Annotated in this window: 21 protein-coding genes; 5 read left to right on the top strand and 16 right to left on the bottom strand. The window is 70.4% G+C overall.

What is annotated here, in order from left to right:
• Positions 1–371, bottom strand: a 371-nt coding sequence (locus AB0F38_RS07135) for a carboxyl transferase domain-containing protein (protein ID WP_361887873.1), incomplete at its 3' end; no start/stop codon positions are given.
• Positions 372–945: 574 nt separating this feature from the next.
• Between AB0F38_RS07135 and AB0F38_RS07130 the strand changes: the two genes are divergently transcribed.
• On the top strand, positions 946–2,157 hold the full coding sequence (locus AB0F38_RS07130) for a glycoside hydrolase family 64 protein (RefSeq protein WP_361887961.1): 1,212 nt from the start codon (positions 946–948) through the stop codon (positions 2,155–2,157).
• A gap of 69 nt (positions 2,158–2,226) precedes the next feature.
• Here the strand turns inward: AB0F38_RS07130 and AB0F38_RS07125 are convergent, their stop codons facing one another.
• Complete coding sequence (locus tag AB0F38_RS07125) at positions 2,227–2,751, bottom strand: hypothetical protein (RefSeq protein ID WP_361887870.1); 525 nt, start codon at positions 2,749–2,751, stop codon at positions 2,227–2,229.
• Positions 2,752–3,016: 265 nt separating this feature from the next.
• On the opposite strand from AB0F38_RS07125, the gene AB0F38_RS07120 reads away from it, so the two are divergent.
• Positions 3,017–3,634: a YceI family protein gene (locus AB0F38_RS07120; RefSeq protein ID WP_361887867.1), complete on the top strand. Its 618-nt coding sequence runs from the start codon at positions 3,017–3,019 to the stop codon at positions 3,632–3,634.
• 68 nt (positions 3,635–3,702) lie between these two features.
• On the opposite strand, the gene AB0F38_RS07115 is transcribed toward AB0F38_RS07120, so the two are convergent.
• Together AB0F38_RS07115 and AB0F38_RS07110 are read right to left on the bottom strand one after the other, a co-directional pair.
• Positions 3,703–4,341: a methyltransferase domain-containing protein gene (locus tag AB0F38_RS07115; protein WP_361887864.1), complete on the bottom strand. Its 639-nt coding sequence runs from the start codon at positions 4,339–4,341 to the stop codon at positions 3,703–3,705.
• Positions 4,338–5,375, bottom strand: a complete 1,038-nt coding sequence (locus AB0F38_RS07110; RefSeq protein WP_361887861.1) for an NAD(P)/FAD-dependent oxidoreductase — start codon at positions 5,373–5,375, stop codon at positions 4,338–4,340. The genes AB0F38_RS07115 and AB0F38_RS07110 overlap by 4 nt, the downstream gene beginning before the upstream one ends.
• 35 nt (positions 5,376–5,410) lie before the next feature.
• Between AB0F38_RS07110 and AB0F38_RS07105 the strand changes: the two genes are divergently transcribed.
• Positions 5,411–5,554, top strand: coding sequence for a hypothetical protein (locus tag AB0F38_RS07105; protein WP_361887859.1), 144 nt, complete (start codon positions 5,411–5,413; stop codon positions 5,552–5,554).
• Between the two features lie 79 nt (positions 5,555–5,633).
• Here AB0F38_RS07105 and ppk2 read toward each other — a convergent pair whose 3' ends face one another.
• The 3 genes from ppk2 to AB0F38_RS07090 all read right to left on the bottom strand — a co-directional run bounded on the left by ppk2 (position 5,634) and on the right by AB0F38_RS07090 (position 8,546).
• Positions 5,634–6,590 (bottom strand): polyphosphate kinase 2, encoded by a 957-nt coding sequence (ppk2, locus tag AB0F38_RS07100; protein WP_361887856.1) that lies wholly within the window; start codon positions 6,588–6,590, stop codon positions 5,634–5,636.
• Positions 6,591–6,683: 93 nt separating this feature from the next.
• Entirely contained in the window at positions 6,684–7,070 is a 387-nt protein-coding gene (locus tag AB0F38_RS07095) for an ankyrin repeat domain-containing protein (RefSeq protein ID WP_361887853.1), read from the bottom strand.
• A gap of 12 nt (positions 7,071–7,082) precedes the next feature.
• Positions 7,083–8,546, bottom strand: a complete 1,464-nt coding sequence (locus tag AB0F38_RS07090; protein WP_361887959.1) for a catalase — start codon at positions 8,544–8,546, stop codon at positions 7,083–7,085.
• Positions 8,547–8,787: 241 nt separating this feature from the next.
• On the opposite strand from AB0F38_RS07090, the gene AB0F38_RS07085 reads away from it, so the two are divergent.
• A complete protein-coding gene (locus AB0F38_RS07085; RefSeq protein WP_361887850.1) occupies positions 8,788–9,204 on the top strand; it encodes a transcriptional repressor in 417 nt (138 codons plus the stop codon).
• 88 nt (positions 9,205–9,292) lie between these two features.
• Here the strand turns inward: AB0F38_RS07085 and AB0F38_RS07080 are convergent, their stop codons facing one another.
• The 9 genes from AB0F38_RS07080 to AB0F38_RS07040 all read right to left on the bottom strand — a co-directional run bounded on the left by AB0F38_RS07080 (position 9,293) and on the right by AB0F38_RS07040 (position 22,447).
• On the bottom strand, positions 9,293–10,666 hold the full coding sequence (locus AB0F38_RS07080) for a hypothetical protein (protein WP_361887847.1): 1,374 nt from the start codon (positions 10,664–10,666) through the stop codon (positions 9,293–9,295).
• 61 nt (positions 10,667–10,727) lie between these two features.
• On the bottom strand, positions 10,728–13,814 hold the full coding sequence (locus AB0F38_RS07075) for a glycoside hydrolase family 3 N-terminal domain-containing protein (RefSeq protein WP_361887844.1): 3,087 nt from the start codon (positions 13,812–13,814) through the stop codon (positions 10,728–10,730).
• A 164-nt stretch (positions 13,815–13,978) separates the two neighbouring features.
• Positions 13,979–15,388 carry a GH1 family beta-glucosidase gene (locus AB0F38_RS07070; RefSeq protein ID WP_361887841.1) on the bottom strand — a complete coding sequence of 470 codons (1,410 nt, stop codon included), beginning with the start codon at positions 15,386–15,388 and terminating at the stop codon, positions 13,979–13,981.
• Positions 15,385–16,416 carry an ABC transporter ATP-binding protein gene (locus AB0F38_RS07065; protein ID WP_361887838.1) on the bottom strand — a complete coding sequence of 344 codons (1,032 nt, stop codon included), beginning with the start codon at positions 16,414–16,416 and terminating at the stop codon, positions 15,385–15,387. Before AB0F38_RS07065 ends, AB0F38_RS07070 begins: the two co-directional genes overlap by 4 nt.
• Positions 16,413–17,402 (bottom strand): ABC transporter permease, encoded by a 990-nt coding sequence (locus AB0F38_RS07060; RefSeq protein WP_361887835.1) that lies wholly within the window; start codon positions 17,400–17,402, stop codon positions 16,413–16,415. Before AB0F38_RS07060 ends, AB0F38_RS07065 begins: the two co-directional genes overlap by 4 nt.
• A gap of 198 nt (positions 17,403–17,600) precedes the next feature.
• Positions 17,601–18,581, bottom strand: coding sequence for an ABC transporter permease (locus AB0F38_RS07055; protein WP_361887832.1), 981 nt, complete (start codon positions 18,579–18,581; stop codon positions 17,601–17,603).
• Positions 18,578–19,633, bottom strand: coding sequence for an ABC transporter ATP-binding protein (locus AB0F38_RS07050; protein ID WP_361887828.1), 1,056 nt, complete (start codon positions 19,631–19,633; stop codon positions 18,578–18,580). The genes AB0F38_RS07055 and AB0F38_RS07050 overlap by 4 nt, the downstream gene beginning before the upstream one ends.
• Before the next feature lie 19 nt (positions 19,634–19,652).
• On the bottom strand, positions 19,653–21,335 hold the full coding sequence (locus AB0F38_RS07045) for an ABC transporter substrate-binding protein (RefSeq protein WP_361887826.1): 1,683 nt from the start codon (positions 21,333–21,335) through the stop codon (positions 19,653–19,655).
• A 137-nt stretch (positions 21,336–21,472) separates the two neighbouring features.
• Complete coding sequence (locus AB0F38_RS07040; protein WP_361887823.1) at positions 21,473–22,447, bottom strand: LacI family DNA-binding transcriptional regulator; 975 nt, start codon at positions 22,445–22,447, stop codon at positions 21,473–21,475.
• 301 nt (positions 22,448–22,748) lie between these two features.
• Here AB0F38_RS07040 and AB0F38_RS07035 point away from each other — a divergent pair, with 301 nt between their 5' ends.
• Positions 22,749–24,623, top strand: coding sequence for a ricin-type beta-trefoil lectin domain protein (locus tag AB0F38_RS07035; RefSeq protein WP_361887820.1), 1,875 nt, complete (start codon positions 22,749–22,751; stop codon positions 24,621–24,623).
• Positions 24,624–24,626 lie beyond the last annotated feature (3 nt).

Genomic DNA, 24,626 nt, shown 5'->3' with positions numbered 1-24,626 from the left:
ATCTTATGGATCTTGGTGGCATGCGCCTCGCCCAGCGCCCCGCCGAAGATCCGGAAATCATGCGCGTAGACGAAGACCGTACGGCCCTCGACCGTACCCCAACCGGTGATCACACCATCCGTGTAAGGCCGCTTCTCCTCCAGGCCGAACCCGGTCGCCCGGTGCCGGCGCAACTGCTCGACCTCCTTGAACGAACCCGGATCCAGCAGCAGCTCGATGCGCTCCCGCGCCGTCAGCTTGCCCTTGGCATGCTGCGCCTCGGTCGCCCGGTCACTCGGTCCGCGCCGTGCCTGCTCACGCAGCGCCAGCAGTTCGGCCACCCGGCCACGCGTGTCACTGGGCTCGCCCGGGATTTCGTCCACAACGGTCATGCATCGACCCTACGAACCCGACCGCGGAAACCCTGCCGTCGATTCCGGACAGTCTCCTGCCCCGTTTCCTGGTGGCACCTGACAGAAGCCGGGGGCCGCGCAACCCATCTGCCAGCTTGCGGGGCACTTCCTTTGTCGGGCTCCGACAAAGGGGTTCCGTACCGGGGGGCGCCCGGCCGTCTGCGCGCCACGCCGTGGATGCACCGGGGAGGGGTACCCCGCACACCAGAATGGCAGAGGGCGGCACCGGGTCGCGGTGCCGCCTTCGCCCGTCCGCCCGGCCTCCGCAACGCACAGCGCACACCGCCGCGGCCGGCGTGGCCGCCGGGGCGAGCGCTCACCACGAGCGCACAGCGAGTGACCGAGGGGCACCTCCCCTCTCCCGCGGCGTCGGGTTGTGAAGAAATCCCCTCTCCTGAGAGCGCTCTCAGTCATAAGTCTTGACGCTCGCGGCAGGCGTGGCGAAAGTGGTGCGCACCGCAGACGACCCCCACCGCGGCACCTCCCGCTCCACCCCCCATGTTTCCGTCTGCGGCCCCCACACCTCGGGAGTCCCTTCGTGATTTCGCGCAGAATGTTCCTGACCGGCGCCGCCGCCTCCGCGACCGCGCTCACCTTTCCGCTCTGGGGCAGCGCCCTCGGCCCGCGCGCGTGGGCAGCGCCCGCCACGTGCGAACTGGCCCTGGAGAACCGGTCGTTGCCAGGCACGGTGCATGCGTATGTCACCGGCCACGAACAGGGCACGAACCGCTGGGTGCTGCTGCGGCCGGACGGCAGCGTCTACCGCCCGGACTCGCCGGGAGCCCCGCAGACACCGCTGCCGGTGGACTGCGCCATCCCGCTGAAAGCCGCCGGCGCGGGCCCGGTGGTCCTGACCCTTCCTCAGATGTACGGGGCGCGGATCTACTTCGTACGCGACGACAAGCTGGACTTCTACCTGAACCCGGGGCCGTCGCTGGTCGAGCCGGCCTTCGCGACGCCCACCGACCCGAACTACGGGCGGACCTGGTCGTTCTGCGAGTTCACGTTCAACCCGCAGCAGTTGTACGCGAACATCAGCTACGTCGATCTGGTGACCGCGCTGCCGATCGGGCTGGCCCTGGAGGGCGACACCACGCACACCGTGGCGCCGCTGCCGGACGGCGCGGTGCAGCGCATCGCCGACGACCTCACCGCCCAGGCCGCCGCCGACGGGCAGCCCTGGGACAAGCTGGTGACCCGCGGTTCGGACGGAAAGGTCCTGCGGGTGGTCTCGCCGCAGAACCTGATGGCGCCGTTCTTCGACCGACCGAACGAGATGCCGTTCCGGGATCTGTTCACGGCGCAGATCGACGAGGTCTGGGAGAAGTACCGTTCCACCGACCTGCGGATCGACCTGCAGGGCGGACGGGGCACCCTGGCGGGACGCGTCAGCGGTGACACGCTGACCTTCGAGGGCGGGCACACGTTCGTCAAGCCGACCTCGAAGGACGTCTTCACCTGCAACCACGGGCCGTTCACGAACAACCCGGGCGACCCGGACGACAAGAAGGCGCTGCTGGCCAGGATCGCGGCGGGCTTCAACCGCTCGATCATGCTCAGCCACCCGCAGCAGCCGAACGGCACGACGGTGGCGGACTACTACAAGGGCGCGGTGACCAACCACTGGTCGCGCGTCGTCCACGCCAACGCGCCGATCGGGTACGCGTTCCCGTACGACGACGTACGTCCGGACGGCCAGCCGGACGTCTCCGGGGCCGCCCACGACGGCAACCCGCGGCGCTTCACGGTGAGCGTCGGCTCCTGACGACACCCCCTGCCGCGCACACCTGGTGCCCCCGTCCCGCCGGACGGGGGCACCTCGTGCGTACGGAGGTCAGCAGCCGCCGCAGTTGTAGTACGTCACGTCCCAGTGGTTGCCCTCGTCCGCGTAGACGTTTCCGGAGCCGGACCGGTACTGGGGGGCACCGTCACCGCGCAGGCCGATGTAGGTGAAAACGCCCTTCACGTAGTTGGTCAGGCAGGTGCTCTTGGAGAAGTCGAGCTTGTAGCCGTCCCAGTGCGAGTACGTGCCGCCGGCGTGGCCGGTCTCGGTGCCGCCCGTGATGTTGAGCGCGCAGCCCGTGGCGCTCTTCAGCGTCTGGGCGCCCTGCGCGCTGGTCAGGTTGAGCTGGTCGAAGGACGTACACGTGGAGTTGTACCGGTCGGAGCAGCCGCCGGACGACGACCAGGTGATCCCGGACGAGATGAAGCGGGACGTGGCCTGGGAGTGGGTGAGCTTGGTGACGGCGTGCGCCTCGGTCGCGCCACCGCCGAGGACGCCGACGCCTGGCGCGAAGAGCGCGCCGAGGACGAGGGCGAGGGCGGTCAGGGCCGAGCGGAGTACGGGACGGGTCGACATGGGGAATTCCTCCTGCTCATGACAATCTGGGACGGGGCTCCGGCGTACGGGCCGAGCACGGAGATCCTGCCCGGTTCTACGCGCGTCCGCCAGAGGGCGACCCATGACCCTTCGGCGAACACTCCGGCTCGCGGATCACCCCCGGGCCGTCACGCCCGAAACTAGATGTTGAACTTTGAACAAGATTGCTCTACAGTCAATCTCGTTGAAGGTTAAACAAGAACTTCGACGGCCACTCGTTTCACACGTCCCCCGAGGAGGAGCCATGGCTCTGTTCAACCGCAAGAACAACGTCGCCCCGTCCACCACCGCCACCCTCACGGTGGACCCGGCGCTGGCCGCCCTGACCGGTGAGTACACGATCGACCCGGCGCACAGCAGCATCGGCTTCACGGTGCGCCACGCCATGGTCACCAACGTCCGCGGCTCCTTCGGTGAGCACGAGGGCACACTGAGGCTGGACGGCGCCGACCCGGCCAACTCCTCGGCGTCCATCGATGTCAAGATCGCCAGTGTCGACACCGGCATCGCCGACCGTGACGGCCACCTGGTCAGCGGCGACTTCTTCGACGCCGAGACGTTCCCGCTCATGACGTTCCGCTCCACGCGGGCCGAGCAGCTCGGCGGCGACACCTACCGTGTCACCGGTGACCTCACCATCAAGGACGTCACCCGCCCGCTCTCCATCGACCTGGAGTTCAACGGCTCCGCCACCGACGTCTACGGCAACCAGCGCGTGGGCTTCGAGGGCAGCACCGACATCCTGCGCTCCGACTGGGGTCTGACCTGGAACGCGGCACTGGAGACCGGCGGTGTGATGGTCAGCGACAAGGTGAAGCTGAACTTCGACATCTCCGCGATCAAGGCCGCGCCGCAGGCCTGACCCCCGCGACGCCCGGACCGAGCGCGCCCGCCGTCACTCCCGACCGGGAGTGGGGCGGGCGCTCGTCGTCACCGCCCTGTCGTACGGCGGATCTTCAGCGCGTTGTCGGTGCGGGTGGTGGGGTTGCCGTCGGGGTCGTTCTGGATCCGCTCGTGCTCCTCGCTGAGCAGCACCTCCCACTCCCCCTCGGGGAGTTCGAGGGACGCCAGGACCTCGTCCGTCGTGGGCAGCTCCACATCCGGGTGGTCGTGCTCCCAGGACGGGAACCCTGCGTGGCCGACGATCAGGAGCACGCCGCCGGGCGCGACTGCCGCGGCCGCCCTGCGCAGGATCTCCTCGCGCGGCAGGTCGCCCATGGAGTGCAGGAACTGGGCGGACACCAGGTCGTACTCCCCCTCGGGGAAGGTGGCCCCGAGGTCGTGCCACTGCCAGTCGATCCGGCCGGCCACATCCGCCTCGGCCGCGTGGACCGCCGCCCGCTCCAGGGCGACGCGCGAGATGTCGGTGGCGGTGACCTGCCAGCCCCACCGGGCGAGCCGGACCGCGTCCGCGCCCTCACCGCACCCGAGGTCGAGGGCGCGGCCCGGCTTCAGGCCCTCCACTTCACGCACGAGGACGGCGTTGGGGTTCCCGCTCCAGATCCGGTCGCTCTCGCGGTACCGGTCGTCCCACATCTCGGCGTCGGTACGGGTGCTGTCGGTGGTCATCGCGTCTCCTGAAGTCCGTGACGGCGGTCTCCGAGCACGCGCTCGGCGACCTGACGCTCGGCCTCGGCCGAGAAGGGTGTGCGCCGGGCGTCGACCGCGCGGCGGGTGTCGTCGGTGACGAGGTCCATGTTGATCATCGAGGCCGCCTTCAGCCCGGCGGCCGCCGCTCCGACGACCTGCTCCATGAGGTTGGCGACGTTACCGGCCACCCAGACGCCCGGCACCTCGGTCGCCCCGGCGGGGTCGGCCGCGATGTACGTGCCGACGACGTGGCCGCCGACCTCCATCTCGGCGGGCCGCAGACCGAGGCTCTCCAGGACCGCCGAGCGTGCGGTGAAGCGTGGCTGGACCACGAGCGCCGCGCGCGGGATCAGCGCGCCTGCGGCCAGCCGCACACCGGTGACCCGGTCGTCCGCCACCTCCAGCGCGGCCACCTCTCCGTCCACGACCGAAATGCCCCGGGCGGCGAGCCGCTCGTACTCCTCGTCACCGAAGTCGGGCCGGTCGTGCCGGAAGAGCACCACGTCGTCGGACCACTGCCGCCAGAGCAGGGCGTGGTGCAGGGCCATGGGGCTGACCGCCAGAATGCCGATGGCCTGGTCCCGCACCTCCCACCCGTGGCAGTACGGGCAGTGCAGGACCTCCTTGCCCCAGCGCTCGGCCAGGCCCTCCACGGCCGGCAGTTCGTCGACGATTCCGGTGGTGACGAGCAGACGGCGCGCGTGGACGGCACTCCCGTCCTCCCGTACGACACGGAAGCCGTCGGACACCTTCTCGGCCGAGACGACGTTGCCCTCGGCGATCTCGGCCCCGTACCCCGTGGCCTCCTCGCGGCCGATGGCCAGCAGCTCCGCGGGCGGGGTGCCCTCGCGTCCCAGGTAGTTGTGCACATGGCCCGCGGGCGCGTTGCGCGGGCTGCCCGCGTCGATCACGAGCACGGAACGCCGTGCCCGGGACAACGCCAGGGCCCCGCTCAGACCGGCGGCCCCGCCGCCCACCACGACCACGTCGTACCGCTGGTTCCTGTCGCTCATGCGAAACACCTCCATCTACGGGAGATGGTGTGCGCATGGCTTCACTTTCGACAAACTTGCTTGCCGAAGCGGCAAATTCGAGCGAATGGTGCCGGTTGCCGGACGCCACGGCTGCCGATGTCCCGAGCGACATGCTCGGCGCCGAAGAGATTCCCGGCACCACAGGCCTCCAGCGGTGAGGGATCTGCCGACGGGCGGCGCCGGGGCATGCGGGAGGGCGGCACGTACGTGCCGCCCAGGGGCCGTGACCGCGTCGGCCTACGGGTGCGGGTGTGCGCCCGGCCCTTCGGTGTGCCGCGCGAGAGGAGTGGGCGACAGCGCGGTGTCCTCCTCGCCCGGCTCGAGCAAGGTGGCGGCGGGGCCCACGACCTGGGGGTCGGGCGTGCCGACGGCGTCGGCGTCCTTCGCCGTGTAGTCGATGCGCGCGAGGAGGCTGCGCATGGCTTCGAGGCGGGCGCGGCGCTTGTCGTTGCTCTTCACGACGGTCCACGGGGCGTGTTCGGTGTCCGTGGTCCGGAACATGTCGATCTTCGCCGTGGTGTAGTCGTCCCAGCGGTCCAGGGAGTCGATGTCCGTGGGAGAGAGCTTCCACTGGCGCACCGGGTCGACCTGGCGGATGGCGAAGCGCGTGCGCTGTTCGGCCCGGGAGACGGAGAACCAGAACTTCACCAGGATGATGCCGTCGTCCACCAGCATCTCCTCGAAGGCCGGGCACTGCCTGAGGAACAGCTGGTACTCCGGCGGGGTGCAGAACCCCATGACGCGTTCCACACCGGCCCGGTTGTACCAGGAGCGGTCGAAGAAGACGATCTCGCCGCAGGCCGGCAGATGGGGCACGTAACGCTGGAAGTACCACTGGCCGCGCTCGCGGTCCGTCGGCTTGTCCAGGGCCACGATGCGTGCGCCACGGGGATTGAGGCGTTCGGTGAAACGCTGGATGGTGCCGCCCTTGCCGGCCGCGTCCCTGCCCTCGCACACCACGACGACGCGGGCCCCGGTGTCCTTGGTCCAGCGCTGCAGCTTCAGCATCTCGATCTGCAGGACACGCTTGGCCCGCTCGTACTCCATGCGGCGGATCTTGCGGTCGTAGGGGTAGTTCTCCCGCCAGGTCTTGATCGGCATGCCTTGCTCGTCGAGCAGGACCGGCCGTTCCGGCCTGCTGAAATCGACGGTCAGTCCGTTCAGCAGCTGCTTGCCCACCTGGTCACGGTCCACGCGCCCACCTTGTCACTCGTACGGATCAGGCGCCACCGGGCAGGCGGAGGCGGCCGGTCCCCCGACCAGGGATCCGGCCCCCTCCTCGGCCCTTCAGCGTGCCAGCAGGTGCTCCCGGCCGAACATGGCCGCGGCGGCCCGTGCGCTCGGTGTTCCCGCGTCGAGGTCGGCACCGGCCGCGCGCAGCACGGCCACGACCTCGTCCTCGCCCTTGAACAGCGCACCGGCGAGGGGGGCCTGGTCGCGCACATTGCGCAGGTCCGGATCCGCGCCGCGGGCGAGCAGCGCGCTCACCGTCCCCGCGTGCCCGTGGTAGGCCGCGAGCATGAGCAGCGTGTTCGCGTCCGGGTCGGCCGAGTCGACCGGGAGCCCGTGGTCGACGAACTCCGCCAGCTGCTCCGTACGGCCTTCCCGGGCCAGCTCCATGGCGATCTCCACGACCCGCCCGGTCTGCTCGGGGGTCAGTCCGGCGTCGTTCATCCGTGCCTCCGCTCAGAGCGTGCCGGCGGCCAGCGCCTCGATCGCCTTGCGGACACCTTCACCGTAGGCCGGGTCGGCCTGGGTGCAGTTGGCGATGTGCCGCTCGACGGTCGCCTGCGATGCGCCGTCGATCGCCCGTGCGGTGTTCGCGAAGAGCACCTGCTGCTGCTCGGGGCTCATGTTCCGGAACAGGATGCCGGGCTGCTCGAAGTAGTTGTCGTCGTCCTCCCGGAAGTTGAACCGGTCGGCGATGGCACCCACGGCCTGGGCCGGGTCGCGGTAGGCGGGCTGCTCCTGCCAGCGGCCGTACGAGTTCGGTTCGATGCCGGGCGTGGCGCCCTGGTTGCCGTCCACGCGCATGGCGCCGTCGCGGTGGTAGGAGTTCACCGGGTTCTTCGGCGCGTTGACCGGGATCTGGTGGTGGTTGACCCCCAGGCGGTACCGCTGGGCGTCACCGTAGGAGAACAGCCGGCCCTGCAGCATGCGGTCGGGCGAGTAGCTGATGCCCGGGACCACGTTGGCCGGGGTGAAGGCGACCTGCTCCACGTCGGCGAAGTAGTTGTCGGGGTTGCGGTTCAGCTCCCACTCGCCGACCTCGATCAGCGGGTAGTCCTTCTTCGACCAGACCTTGGTGAGGTCGAAGGGGTGGTACCGGTAGTTCTCGGCGTCGGCCTCCGGCATGACCTGGATGAACAGCTTCCACTTCGGGAAGTCGCCGTCCTCGATCGCGTCGAAGAGGTCGCGCTGGTGGGACTCGCGGTCCCTGCCCACCAGGGCCTCGGCCTCGGCGTCGGTGAGGTTCTTGATGCCCTGCTGGGTGCGGTGGTGGAACTTCACCCAGAACCGCTCACCCTCGGCGTTGATCAGGCTGTAGGTGTGCGAGCCGAAGCCGTGCATGTGCCGGTAGGACGCGGGGATTCCGCGGTCCGACATCACGATCGTGACCTGGTGCAGCGCCTCGGGGAGGTTGGTCCAGAAGTCCCAGTTGTTCTCGGCGTTGCGCAGGTTGGTGCGCGGGTCCCGCTTCACGGCGTGGTTGAGGTCGGGGAACTTCAGCGGATCGCGGAAGAAGAACACCGGGGTGTTGTTCCCCACGAGGTCCCAGTTGCCCTCGTCGGTGTAGAACTTCAGCGCGAAGCCGCGGATGTCGCGCTCGGCGTCGGCGGCACCCCGCTCGCCCGCGACCGTGGAGAAGCGCGCGAACATCTCGGTCTTCTTGCCGACCTCGGAGAAGATCTTGGCGCTGGTGTACCGGGTGATGTCATGGGTCACCGTGAGGGTCCCGAACGCGCCCGACCCCTTGGCGTGCATCCGGCGCTCCGGAATGACCTCGCGGTCGAAGTGCGCGAGCTTCTCCAGGAACCACACGTCCTGCAGGAGCATCGGGCCCCGCGGACCGGCGGTCAGGGAGTTCTGGTTGTCGGGAACCGGTGCGCCGGCGACCGTGGTCAACGGCTTCTGGTTGTTCTCGGGCAAAGCTCGCTCCTCGGTGAGTTGTTCGTCGTGCGCGCCGAGACCTGATGCCTCGCCGGCCGCGACCGACGCCGGCCCGGGCACTGCCTGCACGGGCGACCGGTGGTGGTCGTCCGTCCGGGTGGCGCTCCGCCCCCTCGGCGTCTGCCCTGGCAATCCTACGATGGACATCGTCTAAGTCAAGCGAACATCCAAAGCCGTATCAGTTCGGGAATTGATATCGGCCACTGTTAGGCTGGTCCACATGAGTGACCTCCTGGAACGACTCCGTGCACGAGGCTGGCGCATGACCGCACAGCGGCGTGTGGTGGCGGAGGTCCTGGACGGCGACCACGTGCACCTGACCGCCGACGAGGTGCACGCGCGTGCCGTGGCCAGGCTGCCGGAGATCTCCCGGGCGACCGTCTACAACGCGCTGGGTGAGCTGGTGAGCCTCGGCGAGGTGCTGGAGGTGTCGACCGACCGCCGCGCCAAGCGGTACGACCCGAACGCGCACCGCCCGCACCAGCACCTGGTCTGTGCCCGCTGCGGCGCGATCCGCGACGTGCATCCGGTGGGCGACCTCCTCGCGGACCTGCCGGACACCGAGCGCTTCGGCTTCACGGTCTCGGACGTGGAAGTGACGTACCGCGGGACCTGCGCCGGCTGCGCGGCGGCATAACAACCGGAGCGGCCAACCCGCGCCCGGACCCGTCCGGTCCTCTCGTGCGCGCGGCCGGAACCCGCCGCCGTCCCTCCCGTGCGCGCGGCTAGAACCCGCCGCCGTCGAAGCCGCCGCCACCGAAGCCGCCGCCGTCGCCGAAGCCGCCGCCTCCGCCGAATCCGGACGAGTCGAAGTCGGAGCCGGAGAAGTCGCCGCCGCTCCACTCCCCGCCGCCCCCGCCGAAGTCACCGCCGCCGTACTCCGCCGCGTACGCCGGGGTCGAGAGCATCGAGCCGAGCATCGTGCCGACCAGCAGGCCGGGCAGCAGACCGCCGCCGAAGTAACCGCCCGCCCAGGGACCGTACGCCGGGCCCGCCTCCCAGTACGGGCGGCGGCGGCCGTCGCCGACATCGACCGTGCGGCCCATCGGTTCCTCGCCCTGGCGCAGCCGTACCTCGTCGGCGCCGCAGACCGGGACCTCGCGGGCGGCTCCCCCGGACGGGGTCCACAGGGCGTCCGCGACGGAGGGGCCGTGGCGCGGGTCGAAGAAGCAGGGCGGGCGCCGGGCCGGCAGTGCGCGGCCCTTGCGCCGGGCCTCCAGGACGGCGAGGGAGAACCGGCCGTCCTGGAGGGCCTGCGTGACTCCGCGTACGTCGGAGGGGTGGCGGGCGCCGCCCATCCGGGATTTGGCGTCCTCGTACGAATCGAGCGCCTGCTCGTAGTCCGCGCGCATCTCGTCGTCGGCACCCGCCTCGGCGGGGTGGAAGTCGAGCCGGTCCAGGGTTTCGCCGTAGGCGGTGATGTCCTCGTCGACGACGACCCGGAGCTTTTCGAGGGAGGCCCGCTCCTCCTCCTCCTCCTTGCGCTTGCGGTTGCGGCGGACGACGGCGTACGCGCCCGCTCCGCCGGCCACGGCCACCGCGCCGAGCGCGATCAGGCCGGTCGCCGCTGTTCCGCCCGCGCCGTCGTCGCCGCCCGACCAGGAGGCGGGGGCGCTGCCCCGGGCCTGTTCGACGGCCCGGTCGACGAAGGCGTTGAGCTGGTCGGCGGCATCCGTGTCCGTGCCCGGCGCCTCGACGGCCGTGGTGAGGTTGTCGACCGCCCGGACCGACATCACCTGCGGGTCGGCGCCCGCGTCGAATCCGTCGCCGAGACGTACCGCGTAGACGCCGGTGACACCGGTGTCGGTGCGGAGGTTCTGCAGGAGGTTCTCCTCGGGGTATTCCGAGGTCGCCGGGAGCACGGCCACGAACACGGGTTTGTCGGCGTCCAGGATCTTCTGCTCCAGGGCGCCCTCCTGGGAGGCCGAGAGCTGCCCGACCGCGGCCGGGTCCACGTACACCGGGTCCTCGCGCAGGGCCTGCGCCACCTCGCCGACCGTGGCGGGGGCGGCCGGGGCGGCCGGGGACATCGCCAGCACGGCCGCCGAGAGCATCAGCAGCAGGCAGGCCCACAGGGGAGCGAACAGCCTCTTCCGCATGCTTCGAAAGTAACCCGGGCGGGCGACGGACGCGCCGCCTGCCCGGGTCCTTTTCAGGTGCTTACGCGGCGCGGTACGCCGTGCGCAGCTTCGCCACCGCTCCGGTGAGGTCACCGGTCAGCAGCAGGTGGTCCGCCTCGGCGAACGGCTTGGACACCGCCGCGGCCGGATTCCCGCCGGTCTTCTGCTGGACCAGCAGCCTGGCCTGGTCCACGATCCCCTTGCCCGCCGCGGTCCTTCCGAGTCCCGCCCTCTCCGCGAGCTGTGCGGCGGCGGCGAGGGCGGTGAGGGTGAGCTCGCCGCCCCCCGGGGCCTTCTTCAGGGTGGTCAGTCCCCAGCCGTACGGGAACTGCGGGTCGTACACCGCGTCGCCGACGTTGACCGGCAGCTGCGATTCGGACTTCGGCCAGGTCACCGGGAGCTGTCCGGTGAAGGCCCTCCTCCCGTAGAGCACGTCGGCCACGCCGTCGCCCTCGGTGCCCGGCAGCCAGGAGGCCACGAGGGCGTCGATGTCGCCCAGGCGGTCACCGATGAGCTGCGGGCGTCCGGAGACGACCAGGACGGCGCACTTCATGGCCGCGCAGACGGTGTCCACGGCTGCCTTGTCGGCGGCGCCGAGCTCCAGGTCGTGGCCGTTGCCGACATCGCCGATGCCTTCGGCGTACGGGGTCTCGCCGACGACCACGACACCGACGTCGTGACCGTCCGTGTCGGCCGAGGCGTCCTTGGAGAAGGTGGCCGAGGCCGTGTTCTTCCTGATGCCCTCCAGGATCGTCGTGCCCGTGGTGGTCTTCCCGGAGGCGCCCTGCCAGCTGACCGTCCAGCCGCCTGCCTGGTTACCGAGGTCGTCGGCGTTGGATCCGGCGACGTACACCTTCTGGGACGGTTCGAGCGGGAGGACCGCACCGTCGTTCTTCAGGAGGACCTGGGACTTGGCGGCTGCCTCGCGGGCGACCGCGCGGTGGGCGGCCGAGCCGACCTTGTCCAGGTTGGAGGTGTCCGCGTACGGCTTCTCGAAGAGGCCGAGGCGGAACTTCTGGGTGAGGATCCGGGACACCGCGTCGTCGATCCGGGCCTGGCTGACCCGGCCGGCGGTGACCTCGTCCCGGAGGGTCTTCGTGAAGTCCTGGTACGCCGTCGGGACCATGATCATGTCGAGGCCGGCGTTCACCGACGTCCGCACGTCACTGGCGTAGTCGCCGGGGATCTGGTCGATGGCCTGCCAGTCGCTGATGACGAAGCCCTCGAAGCCCATCCGGTCCTTGAGCACGCCGTTGATCATCTCGTCGTGGGCGTGCATCTTCAGCGGGCCCGCGTCGTCGCCGATGATGTCGAGCGAGGAGTACGACGGCATGACCGTGCCGACGCCACGCTTCACGGACTCGGCGAACGGTGCGAGGTGGACCGCTTCGAGCTCCTCGCGGGTGACCTTCGTGACGCCCTGGTCGATGGTGTACGAGCCGGTGGTGGACGAGCCGAACTCCGTACCCCCGTCACCGACGAAGTGCTTCGCGCTGGCCAGCACCTTGTCGTTGCGGTCCAGGTCCTTGCCCGAAGGGCTGCCCTGCATGCCGGTGATGACCGTCTCCATGGCTTCCACCAGGGCCGGGTCCTCGCCGTAGGCCTCGTAGGAACGGCCCCAGCGCTCGTCGCGGGTCACGCACACGCAGGGGGCGAAGTCCCACGGGATGCCGGTGGCGCGCACCTCGCTCGCGGTGACGGCCCCGGTCCTCCCGGCGAGCTTCGGGTCGCGGCCCGCGCCGATGCCGATGTTGTGCGGCATGATCGTCGAGCCGATCACGTTGTTGTGGCCGTGCACCGCGTCCACGCCGTAGATCAGCGGGATCTGGAAGCGCGTCGTCTGAGCGCGCAGCTGGTACGCGTCGACCATCTTCGCCCAGGCCGCGGCCGTGTTGGGGGTGGGTACGGAACCGCCGCCGGAGAGCAGCGAGCCGAGGTCGTACGTGGCGATGTCGCCCGGTGACCTCAGCGCGTTGCGCTCGGCCTGGGTCATCTGGCCGGCCTTCTCGGCGGGCGACATCCTCGACAGCAGGTCCGCGACGCGCTTCTTCACCGGAAGCTTCGCGTTCTGGTACGGGAGGCCGTGGGCGTCGATGACGACCTGCGGGTTCTCCTTGGGCGGCTTGGCGCCGGTGACGGTGAGGGTGACCGGGACCGTCTCGGCCGGCTCGGCGCCCCTGTCCTCGGCGGTGGCCACGGTCACCGTGTGCGTGGTGCCGGAGGCGGTGCCCGCCGGGAAGGTGTGGGTGCCGGTGACGGGGGTGTAGTCCTTGCCGACCTCGGCGCTGCCGCCCTCGGTGGTGTACGCGACGGTGACCGGCTCCTCGATGGGGGCGGACCCGGTGGTGGCGACGGAGATCCTGATGTCCGCCGAGCCGCCCTCCTTGACCGGGTGCACGGCCGAGTCGACGACGACGCTCGACTTCAGTGCCGGGTCGGCCTTCCCGTACAGCTCGACGGCGTCCATGGCGAAGGCGCCGGGGGCACCGGTCGGCAGGGTGAGGGCGTAGCCCCACATCTCGTCGAGGCCGAGGACCTGGTCGATGCCTCCGACGGGCTGGTAGTCGGCCCGGTAGACGAAGTCCGCGAACGGGATCTCGATCTGGTGCCAGCCCTCCCAGTCGTCGGTGAAGGAGGTGGTCCACAGCTCGGACGCGCCGCCGTTGGCGCCGCCGTCCTTGATCTCGAAGTTGATGCGCTTGCCCGAACCGGGCGGCAGCGGCGCGGTGTTCTGCCCGTACCACCAGAACCGGATCCCCTTGTGGGCGGTCCAGTTCTTCGGGGGCTGGTCGACGGCGAACTCGTGGCTGAGGCCGCCCCAGGCACTGATGTCGTAGGTGCCCTGGAGGACCTTGGCGCCCTCGGGGGCATCAGCTCGCTCCACGAGTTCCAGGGCGGGGTGGTCGTCGGCGTCACCGCCCCAGGTGAAGAGGGAGTCGGCGGGCGGGTTGCCGAGTGGGACCTCGCCCTCGAAGCGGTCGACGAGGACCGGTGCGGGCTCGTCGCCCTCCGCCGCGGCGCTGGGGACGGCTCCGGCGAGCAGTCCGGCGAGGACGGTGACGGCGGCGAGTGCGGCCGTGGCCGGTCTCGCCCTGTGGCGTGCGCGGCTGTGCGGTGTGCGTGGCATGTGCGGCTCGTCTCTGTCCGGTGTCCGGTGTCTGGTGTCTGGTGTCGGTCGGTTCTGCTGGCCCCGCGCCCGGTCGGTCTCCGCCTTGATGCCGCCGTGTGCGACGCGGTGAGCCGGACTGCGGGAGACCCCGTGGGAGGGCGGCGCGGGCCGCTCCCACGCGTTCAGCCGTGACGGGCGTTCGTGAGGTGGATCGTGTCGCGGTACCACTTGGCGCTGTCCTTGAGCGTCCGCCGCTGGGTGTCGTAGTCGACCCGGACGATCCCGAACCGCTTGTCGTAGCCGTAGGCCCACTCGAAGTTGTCCATCAGCGACCAGGCGAAGTAGCCCCGGACGTCGGCGCCCCGGGCACGGGCCGCGGCCACGGCTGCGATGTGGTCGGCGAGATAGGCGGTCCGGTCGGCGTCGGGGACGGAGCCGTCGGCCGCGACGGTGTCGTCGAAGGCCGCCCCGTTCTCGGTGATGACGGTCGGCAGCGCGTAGTCGCGTTGGAGCCGCAGCAGCAGATCGGTGAGTTCGGTGGGGGTGATCTCCCAGTCCATCGCGGTGCGGGGCAGGTCACGCTCCACCCCGCGGGTGACGGGCAGGCCGTCGGCGTCGGTCGGCGATCCGTCCTCGGTGACCCCGGAGAGCAGGGCGCCGCGGTAGAAGTTCACACCGAGGACGTCGAGGGGGGTCGCGATGACGGCCAGATCGCCGTCCTGGACGGGCAGTTCGATGCCCTGGGCCGCGAGGTCGCCGAGGACGTCCCGCGGGTAGCGGGCGCGGACGATCGGGTCGAGGTAGAGGCGGGTGCCCATGCCGTCGGCGCGGCGACAGGCTTCCCGGTCGGCCGCGCTGCCGGTCTCCGGGGTGGCCGTGCCGAGGTTGAGGGTGATGCCGAGTTCGAGCGGCGAGTCACCGGCCGCCTCGCGCATCTGCCGGGCGGCGAGCCCGTGGCCCAGGAGCAGGTGGTGGACGGCGGCCATGGCGTCGCCCATGTCGCGACGGCCGGGGGCGTGCACGCCGTAGGCGTAGCCGAGCATCGCCGAGCACCACGGCTCGTTCAGCGTCGTCCAGTGCTCGACCCGGTCGCCGAGCGCCTCGTACGCGAGCATGGCGTACTCGGCGAACCGGAAGGCGGTGTCGCGGGCGGGCCAGCCGCCGGCGTCCTCCAGCTCCTGCGGAAGGTCCCAGTGGTAGAGGGTGATCCAGGGGGTGATGCCGCGGCCCTGGAGCTCGTCGACCAGCCGCTTGTAGAAGTCCAGGCCCTTGGCGTTGGCGGGGCCCCGGCCGCCCGGCTGGATGCGCGGCCAGGCCAGCGAGAAGCGGTACGTGTCGACGCCGAGGCCCGCGATCAGCTCCACGTCCTGGGGCATCCGGTGGTAGTGGTCGCAGGCGGTGTCGCCGTGCTCCGCGTTGTGCACGGCGCCCGGGACCCGGCAGTAGGTGTCCCAGATGGACGGGGTGCGGCCGTCCTCCTGGGCGGCCCCCTCGATCTGGTACGAGGAGGTGGCGACGCCCCAGCGGAAGTCGGCAGGGAGTCCCTGGACGGCGGTGGGCTGCAGGCTGCCGCGGGGCGTGGCGAGATTCATGGTTCTCCCTGGGTCCGGTGGGCGTGAAGGGGTCGGACGGGCCGGCTGTGCAGCCAGCAGGCGACCTCCCGGTCCTGATCCGCCTCCGGCGGGGCCAGGACCGGGACCTGCTCGCCGCACGGCTCGTGGGCCTCGGCGCAGCGCGGGTGGAAGGCACAGCCGGCCGGCATCGCGGACAGGTGCGGGGGCGTGCCGGGGATGCCGGTGAGTTCGCGCCGGGGGCCGTGCAGGGCGGGGAAGGAGTGCAGCAGGCCCTCGCTGTAGGGGTGGAGGGGGGCGCGGTAGATCTCGGAGGCGCCCGCCTGCTCCACGATCCGGCCCCCGTACATGATCGCGATCCGGTCCGAGAATTCGATCAGCAGGGAGATGTCGTGGGTGATGAACACGACGGAGAAGGAGAGCTGCTCCTTCAGCTGGACCAGCCGGCGCAGGATCTGGCGCTGCATCACGACGTCGAGCGCCGTGGTGGGCTCGTCCATGATGACGATCTCGGGTTCCAGCGCGAGCGCCATCGCGATCATCACGCGCTGCCGCATCCCGCCGGAGAGCTGGTGCGGATAGGCGGCCAGCCGGTCGGCGGAGATGCCGACCAGGGTCAGCAGTTCCTCGGCCCGTGCCGTCCGTTCGGCGGAGCGCATGCCGGGGCGGTGGGCCTTGAGCACATCGGTGAGCTGGCTGTGGACGGTGTGTACGGGGTTGAGCGAGTTCATCGCCCCCTGGAACACGATCGACAGCTCCTGCCAGCGGAAGGCGCGCAGCGCGTGCGGGGTGAGGGAGAGGATGTCGACGGGACCGGCGCCCGGCCGGTGGTAGTGGACGTCCCCTCCGGTGATCACCCCGGGCGGGGGGAGCAGCCGGGTGACGGCGTACGCGAGCGTGGACTTCCCGGAGCCCGACTCCCCCGCCAGGCCCAGGACTTCGCCGCGGTGCAGAGTGAGGTCGATGTCGCGCAGCGCGTGCACGCCGCTCGGTCCGGTGCCGTAGTCGACGTTCAGTCCGCTGATCGTGAGGATCGGCTCGGCGGTCATTCGCTCTGCTCCTTGCTGGGCTTTCCGGGTGTGCCGGTACGGGCCACCGGGGTGAAGCCGACGCGCATCCTGACCTTCCGTGAGGCGCCGGCCGCGGAGCGCAGCCGCGGGTTGACGAACTCGTCGATGCCGAAGTTGATCAGGGTGAGGGCGGTGCCCAGGAGCGCGATGCACAGGCCGGCTGGGACGAACCACCACCAGGCGCCCTGGGCCAGGGCCTGGTTGGACTGGGCCCAGAAGAGCACGGTGCCCCAGTTCCAGTGGGAGATGTCGGCGACGCCGATGAAGGCGAGGGTGATCTCCGAGAGGATGGCGAAGATGACGGTGCCGACGAAGCCGGACGCGATGACGGCGGTCAGGTTCGGCATGATCTCGAAAAGGATGATCCGCCAGGTGGACTCGCCGGTCGCCCGGGCCGCCTCCACGTAGTCGCGGCGCCTGAGCGACAGGGTCTGGGCGCGCAGGACGCGTGATCCCCAGGCCCAGGAGGTGAGGGCGATGACGGCGGCGATCAGCAGGTCGGTCGTGTCCTCGACGAAGCTCGCGATGATGATGATCAGCGGCAGCCCCGGGATGACCAGGAAGATGTTGGACAGCATCGAGAGGGCCTCGTCGGCGGCCCCGCCGAGGAAGCCCGAGGTGACGCCGATCAGGACGGACAGGACCGTCGCGAGGAAGCCGGCCATGAAGCCGACCACGAGCACGCCGCGGGTGCCGACGAGGATCTGCGAGAGGACGTCCTGGCCGGTGTGGGTGGTGCCGAACCAGTGGGCGGCGGACGGGGCCTGCAGCAGGTCGTCGCTCATCGCGTCGGGGTCGTAGGGGGCGAGCCAGGGGCCCGCGACGGCGAGGACCGCGAAGAACGCGAGGATCAGCAGCCCGGTGCGGGTCTTGCCCCCGCGCAGGAAGCGGAGACGGGCCCGGCCGGACGCCACCGGGGCGGGGACATCGGCCGGGGCGGTGACGTCGGTGGTGATCACGGCCATGGGAAGGGCCTTTCCTCCGGGCCGGGCCGGATCGGGGAGCGGGGTCTGGTGCGTGCGGCTGCGGGGCGGAGTCGATGCGGAGCATTGCCGAGCGACGACCACGCGGGAGGGGGCCCCTCCCCGCTCGGGCGAAGCCGAGGGCTCGGGGCGGTGCGCACCGGACTCCGCGAGCCGGGCGCGGCCCGGAAGACAGGCACGCTAGGCCTCCTTCCGGGTGCGGGGGTCGAGGAGGGCGTACGCCATGTCGGCGAGCAGGTTCGCGGCGAGCACGGACAGCGTGATGATCAGGAAGACGCCCTGCATCAGTGGGTAGTCCTTGGCGCCGACCGCCTGGAGGAGCTGGAAGCCGATGCCCGGGTAGTTGAAGACCATCTCGACCAGGAGCGTGCCGCTGACGATGAAGCCGAGGGAGAGCGCGAAGCCGGAGATGTTGGGCAGGATCGCGTTCCGGGCGGCGTAGCCGAACATGACGCGCCGTTCGGAGAGGCCCTTGGCCTGCGCCACCATCACGTAGTCCTCGGAGGAGACCGTCACCATCATGTTGCGCATGCCGAGGATCCAGCCGGCGACGGCGCTGAGCACGATCGTCACTCCGGGCAGCACCCCGTGGTAGAGGGCGCTGGAGAGGAACGGCCAGTCGAAGGCCGGGACGAGGGAGCTGTCGTATCCGCCCTCGAAGGGGAAGACCGGCCACTTCACGGCGAACAGCGCGATGGCGATGAGGCCGAGCCAGAAGTACGGGACGGCGGAGATGAACGTGGTGACGGGCAGCAGCGCGTCGAGCCAGGAGCCGCGCCGCCAGCCGCTGTAGACACCGATCCCGGTGCCGAGCAGGAAGCTGATCAGGGTCGTGACGCCGACGAGTGCGAGCGTCCACGGGAGCGACTGCGCGATGACCTCGCCGACCGGGGTCGGGAAGAAGGTGAACGACAGGCCGAGGTCGCCGTCCAGGAGGTGCGACCAGTAGTCGGTGTACTGCTCCCGGACGGACTTGTTCTCGTCGAGTCCGAACAGCGCCTTCAGGGAGGCGATGGCGCTGGTGTCGAGCTGTCCCTGGTAGCGGCTCATCAGGGCCTCGACCGGGTCGCCCGGCATCAGGCGCGGGATCAGGAAGTTGATGGTGATCGCGGCCCACGCGGTGACGGTGTAGAAGGCGAGTCTCTGCAGGACGTACTTCACTTTCCGGCCTCCTGTCCCGCGGCTGGGTCGTACAGCCAGCAGGCGGCCCACTGTCCGTCCGCCAGGTCGAAGCGCGGCGGCAGTCCGGTGCGGCAGCGCTCCATGGCCTTCGGGCAGCGGGGGTGGAAGCGGCAGCCGTCCGGCGGGGCGATCAACGAGGGCGGCTCGCCGCTCCCGGTCTCCTCCTGCGCCGCCTCGTCGGCCACCCGGTCGGGGTCGGGCGCGGAGGCGATCAGCAGCTGGGTGTAGGGGTGGGCGGGGTGCTGGGTGACGGTCTCGCTGTCCCCGCCCTCGACGATCCGGCCCGCGTACATCACCAGGGTCGTGTCCGCGAAGTAGCGGGCGGAGGCGATGTCGTGGGTGATGTAGAGGACCGCGAGGTGCAGCCGCTCCTTGAGTTCGCGCAGCAGGTTGAGCACGCCGAGCCGGATCGACACGTCGAGCATCGACACCGGCTCGTCGGCCAGCAGCACCTGCGGGTCGGCGCCGAGCGCGCGCGCGATCGCGACGCGCTGGCGCTGCCCTCCCGACAGCTCGTGCGGGAACTTGTCCAGGAACTGAGGGGGAGGAGTCAGCTGGACGCGTTCCAGCAGGGCGGCCAGGTTCTTCTCCAGGTCCGCGCCCCCGTTCCCCGCCCGGCCGTGGATCTTCAGCGCCCGGGTGAGGTGGTAGCGCACGGTGTGTACCGGGTTGAGCGAGGCGAAGGGGTCCTGGAAGATCAGCTGGACCTGCTTCACGTAGGTGCGGAAGGACCGGCCGCGTCCGGCCTCGACCGCCGTGCCGCTCAGCAGGATCTCGCCCTCGGTGAGCGGATACAGCTGGGCGAGCAGCCGTGCGACGGTGGACTTCCCGGAGCCGGACTCCCCCACCAGGGCCGTGACGGTGCCTCGCCGGAGCTTCAGCGAGACGTCGTCGACGGCGTGGACGGTGCGGCGTCTGCGGGCGAGGACGTCGCCGCCCGTGCGCCGCAGCGGGAAGTGCTTGGTGACTCCGCGTGCTTCGAGCACCACGTCGGTCCCGGTGCGCACGTCTGCGGACTGTTCGGTGGTCATGGCCGGTTCTTCCCCGTAGTCACTTGGCGGGCTCGAGGTTCAGCACGATCTCCAGCGCGGTCGGCTGGGTGTGCTGCGGCGGCGCGTAGGGGTCGGCCTCGGTCGGCCAGCCCACCCAGTTCTTCGTGGAGTACTCGGCGCCGATGGGGGCTGCCGCCGTCGGGATGACCGGGGCCTCCTCGACCATGATCTTCTGGAGGAGGTTCATGGCCTTCGTGCGCGTGGCGTCGTCCGTGGCGTTGGCGTAGTCCTTGAGGGCCGCGGTGGCCTCGGGGCTCTTGAAGCGGCCGAAGTTGCCGAGCTGGGAGCTCTTGCCGACGGGCTGGAGGATCGCGCCGTCCATGATGTTCTGGTACATGTCGTACGGTGTCGCGCCGCTGTTGGTCCAGTGCAGGGTGGCGTCGAAGTTGCCGGTGGCGACATCGTTGCCCCAGGCCTCGGCGGTCTGCGTCTTGACCTTGGCCTCGATGCCGAGCTGCTTGATGCTGTCCTTGATGATCGAGAGCCCGGTGATGTAGTCGTTCCAGCCGGCCGGGTCGGTGAAGGTCAGCTCCACCGGCTTGCCGCCCGGGTCCTTGAGCACGCCGCCGCTGAGCTCGAAGCCCGCCTCGTCGAGGATCTTCTTGGCTCCGGCCACGTCGGGCTTCGTGGTGGCGCCCTTGTACTCCGGCGCGAGGAACGGGTCACCCGCGGGCAGCGGGATGCCCGTCGGGTTGGTGATCTCCGGGTAGAGGGTCGCCTGGGCCTGGACGTGGATCGCCTTGCGGTCGACGACCATGGCCATCGCCTTGCGGAGCGCCGGGTCGTCGAACGGCTTGCGTGCGGTGTTGAACCACAGCCCGTGGATGCCGAGCCCGGAGGGGAACCACAGCTTGTGGTTCTCGGGGTCCTTGGCGATGTACAGCTGCTTGTAGTTCGGCATGAAGACGAACGACCATTCGACCTTGCCGTTGGCCAGCGCCGTGGTCGCCGCGCTGTTGTCGTTGTACGCGGTGTAGCGGAGCTCCTTGACCTTCGTCTCGCCCTTCCAGTAGGTGGGCGTGGCGGTCAGGGTGGTGGTCTGCGGGGTGAACGTCTTCAGCTTGTACGGGCCGGAGCCGACCGGGGTGCGGTTGGGCCAGGTCTCCGGGTTCTCGACCTTCTCCCAGATGTGCTTGGGCACGACGTAGGTCTGGATGATCTTGTTCTGGTTGACGAACTGCGATTCCTCGAAGGTCAGGACGACCTTCCCGTCCTCCACCGCGACCCCGTCGAACGGGATGCCGTTGCCGTTGAGGGCCGGGTGCTTCTTGAGCAGTTCGAAGGTGTAGGCGACGTCGGCGGCGGTGAGCGGCTTGCCGTCGGCCCACTTCGCGCGGTCGTCCAGCGTGAAGGTGACCTTCGTGAAGTTGGACTCCCACGTCCAGTTCGTCGCCAGCCAGGGGTCCGCCTTGTCGGTGGGGCGGATCTGGTTCGTCATCGCCAGCGGCTCGTAGATCATGTGCCGGTAGCCGAGGGTGGCGCTCGCCGACGTCGACAGGAACGGGTTGCTGTTGTCGGTCTGCGGACCGTCCGGCTTGCCGAGGGTCAGGACGCCGGAGGCGCCGGCACCGCCTCCCTTGCCGGCGCCCGAGTTGGCGGACGAGCAACCGGTGGCGAGTGCCACCACGACGGTGGCGACCGAGAGCGCTCTCAGCGTGTGACGACGGCGGTGTGCGGACATGTCGACTCCAGGAGGACTGCGGGTCTGGGAGATCCGGGATGTGGGCAGCGCTCGGCGCGCCGGGTACGGGCGGTGCGGGTACGGGGCGGTGCGTGTCGGAGGACTGAGGGACGGGCGGGGCCCTCGGGCCCTTCCCGTTACGGCGCCGAGTGGCGCACGACCAGTTCGGTGGGCAACACGACCGGCCCGTCCGGTACGGCGGTGCCGCTGAGGTGGGAGAGCAGGAGCCGTGCCGCGGTCTCGCCCATCTGCCGCGTGGGCTGGTGCACGGTGGTCAGCGGGGGTTCGGTGTGTTCGGCCATCGGGATGTCGTCGAAGCCGACCACCGCGATGTCGTCCGGGACCCGGCGGCCGGCGCCGCGCAGGGCCCGCAGGACGCCTGCCGCGCTGATGTCGTTGTGGGCGAAGACCGAGTCGAACTCCGTTCCGGCCGCCAGGAGTCGCTCCACGGCGAGCCGGCCGCAGCTCTCGGTGAAGTCGCCCTCCACGACGAGGTCGGTGGGCAGGACCGACCGGAATCCCGCGAGCCGGTCGCGTACGCAGCCGAAGTGTCCGGGTCCGGTGAGGACCAGGGGCCTGGTGCGTCCCGAGGCCCGCAGATGGCGGGCGGCCGACGCGCCTCCCTCGTGGTTGGTCGTCACGACGGAGGGGAATTCGGGGTGGTGGCCGCGGTCGTCGATGAGCACGATCGGCAGACCGGACCGGTGCAGTGCGGTGAGGTGGTCGAGGGTGTTCTCCGGTTCGACCACGACGAGCCCGTCGAAGGCGCGCGCCGACACCTGGCTGGTGAAGCGCTCCACGGACTCGGCGCCCCGGTTGCAGGTGAACAGGAGCAGCCCGTAGTCGGCGGCCTCGACCGTGTCCACGACTCCCTGGAGGACCTCGCCCATCCACGGCCAGGTGAGCGAGGGCACCAGCATCCCGACCGTGCGGCTGCTGCCGCGGGCCAGCCCGACGGCGCCCGAACTGGGAACGTAGCCGAGATGCGCGATCACTTCACGAACGCGGGCGGCGGTGGAACCGTCCACTTCGCCCTTGAGGTTGACGACGCGTGACACGGTCGTCTTGCTGACGCCGGCCTCGCGGGCGACATCGGCGATGGTGACACGCAACGGGGCCTCCAGGGACAAGGCAGGACAGGGCGGAGCAAGCGGACGACCACGGCTCGGCACCGGTTCCGCAACCGGTTCCGGAACCGGTACCGGCGTTGCGGCTGGAGTTAACCCCCCTGGAACAAGGCCGTCAATACTTCACGCCGAGATTGGTCCGTACCGTCGTTCTCGGCAGGCCCGGCGAGCGGTGCGTTCGTTTCTTGAACGGACGGTCCTCTTGACGCGAGCACGTAAAGACAGTTCACTCACGGCTCGTTCGACGGCACTTCCCCCACGCCCCTGCCGAGAAAGGCAGCAGCCCATGATCCGAATCCGAACAAGCAGAACGGCGCGCGTCCTCGTCGCGACGGCGCTCGCGACCGCGGGCCTGGCCGGGCTCTCCTCCGGGACCGCGCAGGCCGCGGGCGAGACCGTGAACATCGCGCTCACCACCACGGACGACTCCGCAGGCCGGCATGTCACCCGCGGTCTCCAGGCGCAGACTCCGGTCGCCTTCGGCGCCGGGAACGGCGGCTCGGGCACGAACATCACGGTGGACGAGAACACCCGCTACCAGACCTTCACCGGCGGCGGCGCCTCGTTCACGGACACGGCGGCGTGGCTGATGAAGGGCAGCGGGGCGCTCAGCCAGGCGACCCGCGACGACACGATGAAGAAGCTGTTCTCCCCCACGGAGGGCATCGGGCTCTCGTTCGTACGCAACCCGATGGGCGGGTCCGACCTGGCGCGGTTCGGCTACACGTACGACGACATGCCGGCCGGGCAGACGGACCCGGGGCTCGCCAACTTCTCGATCGCACACGATCTCCAGGACGTGCTGCCGCTCACCAGGCAGGCCCAGCAGCTCAACCCGGCCCTGACGACGGTCGCCTCACCGTGGACCGCGCCGGCCTGGATGAAGGACAGCGGTCAGCTGAACGGGGGCTGGCTGAAGGCGGAGAACTACGGCGCGTACGCGAACTACTTCGTGAAGTACCTCCAGGCCTACCGGGACCGGGGCGTGGCGGTCGACTACGTCACCGCGCAGAACGAGCCGACCTGCTGCTCGGGCTACCCCTCGATGAGCTGGAACGGCTCGGGGCTGGCGTACTTCACCAAGAGCGAGCTGCTGCCGAAGCTCCAGGCCGCCGGCCTCGCCACCAAGGTGCTGGCCCACGACTGGAACTGGGACACCTACGACGCGTACGCGGCCGCGACCGTCGACGACGCCGCGGTGCGCGCCCATCCCAACTTCGGCGGTATCGCCTGGCACGGCTACGGCGGTGACATCGCGAAGCAGACCACCGTGCACCACCAGTACCCGGAACTGGACGCCTTCCAGACCGAGCGCTCGGGCGGCACGTGGATCGCCGACCAGCAGCGCGAGGACATGCTCAACATCATCGACTACACCCGCAACTGGGCGAAGTCGGTGACCAAGTGGTCCCTGGCCGTGGACCAGAACCGCGGCCCGCACAACGGCGGTTGCGGCACCTGCGACGGGCTGGTCACCGTGCACAACGGCGACGCCAGGCACGGCCAGGTCGACTACACCGTCGAGTACTACACGATGGGCCACCTCACGAAGTTCGTCCGGCCGGGCGCCGCCCGCATCGCCTCCACCGCGAGCTCGACCGTGCCGAACGTGGCCTGGCGCAACCCGGACGGCTCCAAGGCCCTGATCGCGTACAACGGTTCGACGTCCGCGCAGCAGGTCACGGTCAACTGGGGCGGGCAGAGGTTCACCTACTCGCTGCCCGGCCGCACCTCGGCGACGTTCACCTGGTCGGGCACCCAGTCCGGGTCCTCGGGCGCCTCGGGCGCCCTCATCGGCCTCGGGGGCAAGTGCCTGGACGCCACCGGCAACACCGGCGCGGACGGCACGCCCGTCCAGCTCTGGGACTGCACGGGCGCGGGCAACCAGCGCTGGACGGTCTCGGGCGACGGCTCGGTCAAGGTGCTCGGCGCCTGCCTGGACGTGACCTCGGGCTCGACGGCCGACGGAGCAAAGGTCCAGCTGTACAGCTGCAACGGGTCGGGAGCACAGCGCTGGACGTACGACTCCTCGACCGGGGACGTGGTCAACACGGCGGCGGACAAGTGCCTGGACGTGACCGGCCACTCCTCGGCGAACGGGACCCGCGCCCAGATCTGGACCTGCACCGGAGCCGCCAACCAGAAGTGGCGGCTCCAGTAGCCG

It is taken from the genome of Streptomyces sp. NPDC025273, assembly GCF_040638585.1.
Classification (GTDB): Bacteria; Actinomycetota; Actinomycetes; order Streptomycetales; family Streptomycetaceae; genus Streptomyces; species Streptomyces cinereorectus.
The sequence above is the reverse complement of the archived record's forward strand: the minus strand, read 5'-3'. Positions and strand labels throughout refer to the sequence as shown.

Excerpts from the sequence above, each read along its gene's own strand:
- AB0F38_RS07105 (WP_361887859.1), top strand. The coding sequence starts at position 5,411 with ATGGCTTCACTTTCGACAAACTTGCTTGCCGAAGCGGCAAATTCGAGC.
- AB0F38_RS07050 (WP_361887828.1), bottom strand. The coding sequence starts at position 19,633 with ATGACCACCGAACAGTCCGCAGACGTGCGCACCGGGACCGACGTGGTG.
- AB0F38_RS07045 (WP_361887826.1), bottom strand. The coding sequence starts at position 21,335 with ATGTCCGCACACCGCCGTCGTCACACGCTGAGAGCGCTCTCGGTCGCC.
- AB0F38_RS07070 (WP_361887841.1), bottom strand. The coding sequence starts at position 15,388 with ATGAATCTCGCCACGCCCCGCGGCAGCCTGCAGCCCACCGCCGTCCAG.
- AB0F38_RS07075 (WP_361887844.1), bottom strand. The coding sequence starts at position 13,814 with ATGCCACGCACACCGCACAGCCGCGCACGCCACAGGGCGAGACCGGCC.
- AB0F38_RS07110 (WP_361887861.1), bottom strand. The coding sequence starts at position 5,375 with ATGAGCGACAGGAACCAGCGGTACGACGTGGTCGTGGTGGGCGGCGGG.
- AB0F38_RS07125 (WP_361887870.1), bottom strand. The coding sequence starts at position 2,751 with ATGTCGACCCGTCCCGTACTCCGCTCGGCCCTGACCGCCCTCGCCCTC.
- AB0F38_RS07035 (WP_361887820.1), top strand. The coding sequence starts at position 22,749 with ATGATCCGAATCCGAACAAGCAGAACGGCGCGCGTCCTCGTCGCGACG.
- AB0F38_RS07115 (WP_361887864.1), bottom strand. The coding sequence starts at position 4,341 with ATGACCACCGACAGCACCCGTACCGACGCCGAGATGTGGGACGACCGG.
- AB0F38_RS07120 (WP_361887867.1), top strand. The coding sequence starts at position 3,017 with ATGGCTCTGTTCAACCGCAAGAACAACGTCGCCCCGTCCACCACCGCC.
- AB0F38_RS07065 (WP_361887838.1), bottom strand. The coding sequence starts at position 16,416 with ATGACCGCCGAGCCGATCCTCACGATCAGCGGACTGAACGTCGACTAC.
- AB0F38_RS07085 (WP_361887850.1), top strand. The coding sequence starts at position 8,788 with ATGAGTGACCTCCTGGAACGACTCCGTGCACGAGGCTGGCGCATGACC.
- AB0F38_RS07060 (WP_361887835.1), bottom strand. The coding sequence starts at position 17,402 with ATGGCCGTGATCACCACCGACGTCACCGCCCCGGCCGATGTCCCCGCC.
- AB0F38_RS07130 (WP_361887961.1), top strand. The coding sequence starts at position 946 with ATGTTCCTGACCGGCGCCGCCGCCTCCGCGACCGCGCTCACCTTTCCG.
- AB0F38_RS07095 (WP_361887853.1), bottom strand. The coding sequence starts at position 7,070 with ATGAACGACGCCGGACTGACCCCCGAGCAGACCGGGCGGGTCGTGGAG.
- AB0F38_RS07080 (WP_361887847.1), bottom strand. The coding sequence starts at position 10,666 with ATGCGGAAGAGGCTGTTCGCTCCCCTGTGGGCCTGCCTGCTGCTGATG.